This window comes from Natronomonas sp., from assembly GCF_046710025.1.
In the GTDB taxonomy this organism is placed as follows: domain Archaea; phylum Halobacteriota; class Halobacteria; order Halobacteriales; family Haloarculaceae; genus Natronomonas.
This window is the reverse complement of the sequence record NZ_JBKEGK010000092.1, coordinates 1-9,334: the sequence shown is the minus strand read 5'-3', so window position 1 is coordinate 9,334 and position 9,334 is coordinate 1. Positions and strand designations below refer to the sequence as shown.

Genomic DNA, 9,334 nt, shown 5'->3' with positions numbered 1-9,334 from the left:
TCCGCCCGGGCCCGCTCGCCGGCGGTACACTCGCCGCCCTCGGTCAGCGCGAGGAGCCGAAGCGCGGCACCCGTTCTGCCGGGACGGGCGAAACGCTCGCCGTCGGGGACGACGACGGTGACCGTCTTTCCAGTCGCGACGAGGTGGACCGTGAGGCTCGCGACCGCTGACGCCATCGCGTCGGCCCCACCCCGCCCGGACTCGCCGACGACCGTGATTTCCCCGTCCCCGGAGCGACCGCCGTACTCCGCGACGACGAACTCCTCGTCGGGCCGCTTCGCGCTCGCCCGCCAGTGGATGTCGCGGACGGGGTCCCCGTGGGTGTACTCCCGGAGCCGATCGAACGTCGACCGGTCGTCACCGTACGGCCCCCGCCCCATCGTTGGCAGCGCCGCCGGGTCGATCGCCCGGATCTCGGGGTGAACGAGCACCGTCGCGCCGCAGTCTTCGGGTTCGACGGCGGCCCGGAACAGCCCCAGCGAATCGACGAGCCGACAGCGTGCCGGGCCGAGCCGACGCGCCCCCCGGCAACTGAGTTCGACGATGTACTCGAGGGTTCCCCCGTGGCCGACTGCTCCGGTCACCTCCGTTCCGTCGGCCGACCGATCCGAGCTTCCCCCCTCGCCGGCCGGGCCGTCGACGACTGTGAGTCCCCCGCTGACTGACTCGAAAACGGTACAGGGAACCGCCGAGTCGACCGAAACCGTCAGCCTGCGTTGCTCGCCGGGCACGCCCGGTTTGGGATTAGAGCGGCTGATCTGGGGCGGATCGGCACGCACCAGTTGCACCGCGCCCGCTAGGAGCGCAACGGCGGCGGGGACAGCGACCGCATCGAGCGATCGAGTCCCCCCCACTGCGGCCAGGGCCCCTCCGAGGACGACGACGGCGGCGACTCCGCCCCCCCGGCGCGTCGGCCGTATCCGGCGAACGGTCGTCATGGCTACGCCTCGACCGGCACCGACTCGAGGGCGTCCGAGACAACTCCCTTCTCGTCAGTGTCGCTGCCCTCGGCTCGGAGCCGATGCGGGAGGACATGCGGCGCCATCGCCTGCACGTCATCGGGGACGGCGTACGAACGTGATTTGAGGATCGCCCGCCCCTGCGCAGCCCGGACCAGCGCGATCGATCCGCGAGGGCTCGCACCCAACTCGGCGTGTTCGCGGGTGTAGCGGGCAATCCGGGCGACGTACGCTCGAAGCGGCTCGCGGACCTCGACGCTGTCGGTAGCCGCCTGGACAGCGCGCAGTTCGGCTGCCGACGCGACCGGCGTGACCGCCTCGATGGCGTGGCCGCCGATCGCCCGATCAATGACAGTCGCCTCTCCCTCGGCGTCCGGATAGCCCAACCGCAACCGCAACATGAACCGATCGAGCTCCGCGGCGGGGAGTTCGTAGGTCCGATCGCGTTCGATCGAATTTTGCGTTGCGACGACGACGAAAGGATCGGGCATCGGATGCGTCCGGCCGTCGACGGTCACCTGTGTCTCGGCCATCGCCTCAAGCATCGCCGCCTGCGTCTTCGGCGGGGCGCGGTTGATCTCGTCGGCCAACACGACGTTTGCGAAGACTGGTCCCGGCTGGAACTCAAACTCCTCGGCCTTTCGATTATAAATGTTCGTCCCGGTGATATCGGCGGGGAGCAGATCGGGGGTGAACTGGACGCGCTCGAAGGAGCAATCGACCGACGCCGCGAGTGCGCGGGCGAGCATCGTCTTTCCGACTCCCGGGACATCCTCAACGAGCACGTGGCCGCCACCGAGGAAGCCGGCGACGAGCAGTTCGATCGCCTCGCGGTTCCCCACGATGACGCGACGAACGTTCTCGACGACCGCCTCCGCGATTTCCCCGGCGCGCTCGGCGCCCATCGCCCCCTCGATTACCCCTCTGTCAGCCGCGTCACTCGCATCGTTCATCAGTGGCTACCCGCCGCCGTCCAAGTCTTTGCCTCTCGACGCGCCAGTGCGTGTCATTATCGCTCGAACGGGCCCCATCGATGTAAGCACTACGGGGCCAGCGAAGACTCTGCCCCCGGCTAAAGCGGTCGCGCTCCCGAACTCCGAACCGGGCCGCAACGACAGCGGAGGTTAGTCCGTCATCGGACGGTAAACGCCGGTTCGGCGACGCTTTCGGCCTTGCACTTGGGGCACCTCGACGGGCGGTTGATCAGGTCGTTGAAGCCGGCGAACCCGCACTCCCGGCACTCCGGGGGCGCCGCGAGCAGTTCCTCGTCGGTGTCCTCGAGCGACTTCGAGATGTGTTCGACGTGTGACAGCGCCGCGGCCGCCGTAATCCCGAACTCGTTCGCGATGTGGCCGGCCTCGGCGGGTTCCTCACGGAGCAACGCGGTGATCCGCTGTCGGGTGGTCCGCTCTGTCCCCTCCATACACGTGGTTCGGCGGCGGATGAAAAAACGGTACCGGCGGACACCCACGGATACCGACCGATTGTACCATCGATGCCGTCATATCGGATCGCCCCCATTCATACTCCCCACGCGGGATCGCAGTAGGCGCTATTCGTTTTCGTCGTCGCCGTTCCGCAACTGCGTGTGCGCGCCGATGAGCGCGCCAGCGAGGTCGTCCTCGATGCGGGTCTCGCGGTCGATGATCGTGTCGTGACGCTCACACCCCTCGAAGATCCGATCGACCATCGTCGTCTTGCCGATCGGAAACAGCATCTTCGGCCGGTGTCCGGTGACGGGCCACAGACGCGTCGCGTACCCTCCGGCGAGGACGACAGTCTTCATCATCCGCCCTGAATAAAGTCGCGTACAAGTGTTTTTGATCCGCCATTCCGGATAGTTATATACCGGAACGGGACCACCAACGGTGTGGTCTAACCGACACGACGGCCCGCCGAGGCGGTTGCGGGGGCGTGGGCACCCCTCGACGCAACCGGGATCCCTCCCGAGAGCGCGGCACACGGGTCGTCGAGCCGTCCGTGCCGCCTGTTCGCTAGTCCGCCCGACATCCCAGACCGATCCGGCCCGGAGCTACTTCCGCTCCCCGAGCCACGCGTCGGTGATCCGCACCGCCCCGCGCATTCCGTCGAACTCGGTATCGTACTCGAGCCGGATGGGCCGGTCCATGTGTGGGCCGTCGGTGACGAGCGTCTCGAACTCCCCTCCCTCTCCGAGGAGGTGGACGCCGCACTCCTCGCCGAGCCGCTCCAGCTCCGCGAACGCGTCGGCATCAAGCCGCCGGCCGAGCCACGACTCGTCGAGCCCCGCTGCCGCGACTCGGACAACAGTGATTTCGAAGCCGGCCTCAAGCATCGAATCGGCCAGCGTCTCCGGCTTCGCCTGCCACAGCGGCGCGAATAGCTCCGCGCCGAGTCGATCACACATCCCCCGGATCCGGTCGGTCTGATAGCTGCTCTCGACTGCGCCGGCGGTGATGCCACCGATCCCACCGAGTTCCGCGGCGAGGTCCTCAAGAGCGGCCTCAAGCGGTTCGAGTTCGCGGTCGCCACGCTCGCCGGATCCCTCCTCGGGGTCGGCCGTCGCGTCGAAATCAGCCGGCCGGACGTTGACAAGCGGGAGGCCGATGCTCTCCGCCGCGAGTCCGGCGAGTTCGGTCGCCGGCACGTGATACATGTACGAATCGCCGCTCGGGTGGACGGTGACCAACCGCTCGACAGGCGCTCCGCGCTCCAACGCGCGATACAGCGCCCATGCGGAGTCCTTTCCGCCCGAAAAGAGGCTCACCCACGGGTCCATACTCGGCGTAGCCAGGCGACGGCTAAACCGTCGTCGGTCGCTTGGCGGTGCGTCTGGCGGTAGTCACTCCGGGAGTTCCTCAAGCGACCGACCGTTGGTCATCCGCGAGGTGAAGACGACGCCGAGGAGGCTAACGAGGACGCCGGCTGCGACGTAGAGCGCGAGTCGCCCCCAGATCGAGACGACGAACCCATCGACGGAGACCACGCCGGCCTCTACGGCCGGGACGACGACCGGAGCGAGGGCGCCCGACCGCTCGAGGAAGTAGCCGGTGAAGCCGCGGACCACGAGTCCGACTGCGACGACGCCGAACGGAAGGTTCATCAGCGCACTGGAGACCCCGTCCTCACCGAGCAATCCGTCGACGAGTTGGCCCGTCGCTGCTGCCATCGCGGCCGCGGCGACCCACGGAACGCTGTCAAAGAGAAACCGAAGGATGACAAGCAGATCGCCGCCGCCGTCCATGCCGGCCGCCCGGATTCCGCCGGCGAAGGCCCCGATAAGCGCCAATCCGGCGCCGACAACGTAGGTCACGAGCGACACCTGCCCCGAATAGAGCCCCTCCTTGATCCGGAGCGGGAGCGTCGAAACGAACGCGTCAATACCGAGGCCCTTGTACAACAAGAACAGGCCAATGACGCCGGCGATGGCCGACACCGCCACCGCGAGGTCGGCGAACAACAAAAGCAGCGGGAACGCCAACAGCGCGGCGCCGACGGGGACGAGCACCGTCCCGCGCAACTCCTCGTCGCCGAGGAACTGCTTCAGCAGGTAGTACGTCGACTGGATATCGTGTGACTGCCGAACGACAACCCGATCGACAGCATCGACTCGGACGCGACTTTCGATGATCGGTACGAGCCGCTCGTCGCCCGCTGAATCGGTTACGACGATGGCCCCGTCGAGGTCGTATTTTGATCGGAGTTCCTCGATCCCACGGGCGACGGCGCGGTGGCTGTTGATTCCGTCGCCGCTGCCAGGAACGACCGCTACGACCGCTTCCTCGCCCCCGTCTCGGAGGTCGCGGGCGACGTGGAGTGCCTCGAGCAGGCAGTTGACCCGGCTATCCTCGGGGTCCTCGAGGCCGACATCGGTTACGAGCGCCTGGACGGCCTCCCATCCGACGACCGAGCCGTCGCGGCAAACGTCACCGTTGCGGTCGACGTAGACGACGAGCGTGCTCACGCGGAGCCCTTTCGCGGCAGTATTAAAAAAGATTCAGGCGCCACGGGCCTTTATACGCCGGTCGAGTACCGGAGGATGCCGGCGATCCCGCCGAACGCCGTCAGCAACTGTTCGCCCTTCTCGAAGTCCGTCGAAATGAACTTCACCTCTGACCCGCGCTGTTCGGCCAGTTCCATGAGGTGATCGATGGCGTCCTCGCGCTCAACGGCCTCGCCCTCGCCGCCGTTTTCGCAGGTGTGCGTCGGCGTCTCAGCGCGGCTCTCCACGAGTTCGAACTCTTCGCGGGTATCGCAGTCGTAGGTGACGACCTCCTTTCGGAGGTCCTCGCTTATCAAGAGCCGGTCGACTGAGCCCATCATGAGATTCTGCCGGGTCGCATCGAAGCCGTAGGTCGCCTTCCCGCCGTCGTGGAGCTGCTCGAAGAACTCCTCCATCTCGGCTTTGTCCTTCATTACCTCCGTCTCTGCGAGGACGTCCTCGGCGGCGTCGACGAGGTCGTAGAGCCCGGACTCGTCGGTGTAGGAGACGTCGAACTTCCCGAGCACCATGTCGCCGAGTTCGTGGTGGAGGTAGTCGCCGTCGAGGAACTCGTCCTTTGTCGGGGAGGGGCCACCGACTAGGACGCCGTCCATTTCGTGGCGATCGGGCACGAAGAGGTCGTTGGCCATGCCTGCGACCTCCTGATAGAAGTTGTCGATCGCCTCGAGGCGGAGCCGGGCGAACCGCTGGGCAGACTGGCCGCCCTTCCGCTGTTTACCGGGGACGAGCGAGGAGGCAGACTTGACCGGCTCGACGCGTTTGCCTTTCAGCCAGCCGACGTTTGCCTCCCGGCGGTCGAGGACGATGAGCCCGTAGAGGCCCTTGTCGCCGAGCATCTCCTGGAGGGGCTCGGTTAAAAAATGCGAATCGCAGTGATACCGGAACGACTCGACCGGATCGGGTGGGGACTCGAGCACCTCGGTCACCATCTCGGTTTGGCCGCCGCCGGCGTCAACCGCGCCCGAGAAGACCACCATCCCGTTCTCCGGGGGGCGAACGTCGTAGTATTTCAGGCGATCCTTGATGCTCTTGAGGGCGTCCTGAACCGCCGTCCGGGTCTGCTTCGACTTGATGTTCGACGCTTCGCTGTGTTCTTGAGTGACGTGGGCGACGACGTCGCTTATCAGCCTATCCTCCGGGATATAGATCGAGACGAGTTGGGTCCCCGACCCCGAGTAGTCGTCGAGCTCCTCGATCACCTTCTGGAACTCGTATTTTTGTTTCTCGGACTGCTCGCCGTCTTCGCTCATTAGTTACTGTTGATTCCGGGGCGGTAAAACTCCGTCCTTTGTGTCCGAGGCCCCACTGCGGCCGGGCTACCCGTTCAAACTGATGTACTTTGTCTCCGTGATCCGCTCGTCGGATTCGAGCGCCTCGCGGGCCGAATCCGGCACCTCTTGATCGACGTTGTACACCGTTAGTGCCTCGCCGCCGTGGACCTCCCGGGCGTTGAACATGCCGGCGATATTCACGTCGTACTCGCCCATCACGGTCCCAATATGGCCGATCACCCCCGGCTCGTCGGTGTTTCTGGCCACCATCATCTGCCCGCCCGGGATGGCGTCGACGCGGTAGCCGTCGACCCGGACGATACGGGCATCGTCGTCGGCGAACAGCGTCCCGCAGACACCGATCTCGCGCTCGCCGTCGCCGACGGTGACGGTGACGAGCGACTGGAAGTCCTCGGCCTGACGACGCTTCGTCTCCGAGACCTCGATCCCGCGCTCCTCGGCGATCCGGGGGGCGTTGACCGCGTTGACCTGCCACTCCAGCGGCTGGAAGACGCCCTTGAGCGCGGAGGCGGTGACGATGTCGATGTCCTCCTCGGCGATGTCGCCCTCGTAGCTGATCTCGACGGTTTCGACGCGGCTGTCGAGGAGTTGGACCGCGATCTTGCCCGCGGTCTCCGCGAGTTCGATGTAGGGTTCGACGCGGGGGAACGCCGACTTATCCATCGACGGCGCGTTCAGGGCGTTCATAACGGGCTCGTTCTCGAAGGCGGCGAGCACCTGCTCGGCCGTCGAGACGGCGACGTTTTCTTGGGCAGCTTCGGTCGACGCGCCCAGATGCGGCGTGACAATGACGTCTTCGACGTCGAGTAGCGGGCTGTCCGCCGGGAGCGGTTCCTCGCCGAAGACGTCGAGTGCGGCTCCGGCAACGACGCCGTCGTCGACGGCGGCAGCGAGCGCGGCCTCGTCGACGATGCCACCGCGGGCGCAGTTGACGACGTAGCCGCCCTCCATTTCGGCCAGTTCGGCCCTCCCGATCATCTCCGCCGTCTCCGGCGTCAGGGGCGTATGGATGGTCAACACGTCAGCCTGTTCGAGCGTCGTCTCGAGGCCGGCGAGGTCGGCGCCGAGTTGGTCGGCGCGCTCCTCGGAGATGTAGGGATCGTAGGCGACCAGATCCATCCCGACAGAGTCGAACTTCTTGGCGACCTCTTGGCCGACCCGACCGAGGCCGACGACCCCAAGCGTCTTGCCGTTGAGTTCGGTCCCGAGGAACTCCCCTTTCGCCCACTCGCCGCTTTTGAGGCGGGCGTGGGCCTGCGGCACCGACCGGGCGGTGGCAAAGGCCATCGCAACGGTGTGTTCCGCGGCCGCCCGGACGTTCCCTTCGGGGGCGTTGGCGACGATGACGCCGTGATCCGTCGCCGCGTCGATGTCGATGTTGTCCACGCCGATGCCCGCGCGGCCAACGATGACGAGGTCCGGCGCGGCCTCGAGGAGTTCGCGCGTTACCTCCGTCCCGGAGCGGACGATGAGCGCGTTCGCGTCGGCGACCGCGCCGAGCAGTTCCTCGCCCTCGGCGTCGTACGCCGTGACGACCTCGTGATCGGTATTCCGGATGACGTCGAGCCCGGCATCCGAGATCGGGTCCGTGACCAGTACCTTCATGCGCGTATGCTCCCGTGCGCGAGGGATAACGCTTTCTTCATCGGTCTACCGGGGCGCGGACGATCGGCGAAATATACGGGTATATCCGAATGTGTTTTTAAAATATGATCGCTGTACGGGCGGTTATACGTGATTTTCAACCAACAGCCGATCCCCCGCCTCACAGCCGCTGGCGCGCCACCATATTTGTTGGAGCCTGGCGCGTCACATTCGACGCCGGCCCCGCACGGACGAGCGCCGACCGTATCACAGTTCGCGCCTCGTCTCCGGGCGTGTGGCCGACGAACCGGACGATTTGTGATCCCCCGGCCCGCAGCGGGTGTATGCTCATCGCGTTCGACTTCGACGGAACGCTCTCTGACTCGGAGATGACGGTACTGCTCGGCGAGGAGGCCGGGGTTGCCGAGGAGATCGGCGAGATCACCGAGCGGGCGATGAACGACGAGCTCTCCTACGCCGAGAGCCTCTACGCCCGCGCGGACCTGCTCGACGGGCTCGACGATGAACGCGTCGAGGCCGCCTTCGATCGCGTCGCGTTGCGCCCCGGAACCGGCGATGTTCTCGACGCCCTGTCGGCGGCTGGTCACCACGTCGCCATCCTGACCGGCGGGTTCGAGGCCGGCGTGGAGCGGGCTCTTGAGTCCACGCGGACCTCCGTCGACACGATCGTCGCCAACCGGCTCCCGGTCCGGAACGGCAAACTGACAGGCGCGGCCGAGGGGCCGCTGATCGAGGGTACGAAGGACGACGCACTCGCCGACCTCGCCGCTGACGTCGGCGTCGACATGGCCGACACTGTCGCGGTCGGCGACGGCGCGAACGACCTCCCGATGCTCGAGGTCGCGGGGCTGGCGATCGGTTACGAACCGAAACCCGCCGTCGAACCCCACTGCGACGTGGTTGTTTCCTCGATGGTCAAACTGCGCGAACTGTTCGAGGATGAGGGCGTCCTCTGAGGGACGCTAGAGTATCGATCAACAGGGCCGTTCGACAGGTTCACCCACCGGATGATTGGGACGGTCACCGATGCCGGCCGATATTTATATTTCTGCTCGATCAACACCCGGTATGGAGCCCGGACACGTCCTCGTCCCGTTGGACGGGTCGCCGCTCTCGGAGGACGCGCTCGCGTACGCTCTCTCGGTGTTCGAGTCCCCGGTGACCGTCTTGAACGTCGTCACGCCGCTGGACGCCGGCATGAGCGAGGGGGGCGTGTTGGAGCCGAGCGACGAACGGCTGGAGCCCGCACGGCGGCGCACCGATCGGCTGATCGAGCAGGCAACGACCCGAGCGACGGCTGAGGACCGGGATGTCGACACCGCCGTCGAGGCGGGCGATCCTGCCGAAACGATCCTCTCCTACGTCGATCGCCACGACATCGATCACATCGTGATCGGCGGTCACGGTGGCGACCCGACCGGCCTCGTCGAACGGCTGTTGGGAACTGTTGCGACGACCGTCGTCGCCGAGGCCCCGATCACCGTTACCGTGGTCCG

The 9,334-nt window shown here is 66.4% G+C and carries 9 protein-coding genes and 1 pseudogene; 2 read left to right on the top strand and 8 right to left on the bottom strand.

From position 1 onward, the window contains the following. From ACI944_RS07880 to serA, 8 genes and pseudogenes are all read right to left on the bottom strand, one after another. The coding region (locus ACI944_RS07880; RefSeq protein WP_411718505.1) for a DUF58 domain-containing protein at window positions 1–938 on the bottom strand (938 nt) is incomplete at its 3' end. Between the two features lie 2 nt (window positions 939–940). Continuing rightward, entirely contained in the window at window positions 941–1,912 is a 972-nt protein-coding gene (locus ACI944_RS07875) for an AAA family ATPase (protein ID WP_411718504.1), read from the bottom strand. A 179-nt stretch (window positions 1,913–2,091) separates the two neighbouring features. Continuing rightward, window positions 2,092–2,382, bottom strand: coding sequence for a transcriptional regulator (locus ACI944_RS07870; protein WP_411718503.1), 291 nt, complete (start codon window positions 2,380–2,382; stop codon window positions 2,092–2,094). 216 nt (window positions 2,383–2,598) lie between these two features. Continuing rightward, window positions 2,599–2,745, bottom strand: a pseudogene (locus ACI944_RS07865) (sugar phosphate nucleotidyltransferase); the annotation flags it as partial. Between the two features lie 246 nt (window positions 2,746–2,991). Next, the gene (locus ACI944_RS07860; RefSeq protein WP_411718502.1) at window positions 2,992–3,717 is read right to left on the bottom strand and encodes a diphthine--ammonia ligase; all 726 of its coding nucleotides are present in this window, start codon (window positions 3,715–3,717) and stop codon (window positions 2,992–2,994) included. Window positions 3,718–3,780: 63 nt separating this feature from the next. Further along, window positions 3,781–4,902 carry a DUF373 family protein gene (locus ACI944_RS07855; protein WP_411718501.1) on the bottom strand — a complete coding sequence of 374 codons (1,122 nt, stop codon included), beginning with the start codon at window positions 4,900–4,902 and terminating at the stop codon, window positions 3,781–3,783. 50 nt (window positions 4,903–4,952) lie between these two features. Further along, entirely contained in the window at window positions 4,953–6,191 is a 1,239-nt protein-coding gene (gene prf1, locus ACI944_RS07850) for a peptide chain release factor aRF-1 (protein ID WP_411718500.1), read from the bottom strand. Between the two features lie 66 nt (window positions 6,192–6,257). Beyond that, a complete protein-coding gene (serA, locus tag ACI944_RS07845; RefSeq protein WP_411718499.1) occupies window positions 6,258–7,838 on the bottom strand; it encodes a phosphoglycerate dehydrogenase in 1,581 nt (526 codons plus the stop codon). Between the two features lie 323 nt (window positions 7,839–8,161). Here serA and serB point away from each other — a divergent pair, with 323 nt between their 5' ends. Then, window positions 8,162–8,794, top strand: a complete 633-nt coding sequence (gene serB / locus ACI944_RS07840; protein WP_411718498.1) for a phosphoserine phosphatase SerB — start codon at window positions 8,162–8,164, stop codon at window positions 8,792–8,794. Window positions 8,795–8,906: 112 nt separating this feature from the next. Then, window positions 8,907–9,334: universal stress protein (locus ACI944_RS07835; protein WP_411718497.1), on the top strand; the 428-nt coding region annotated here is incomplete at its 3' end.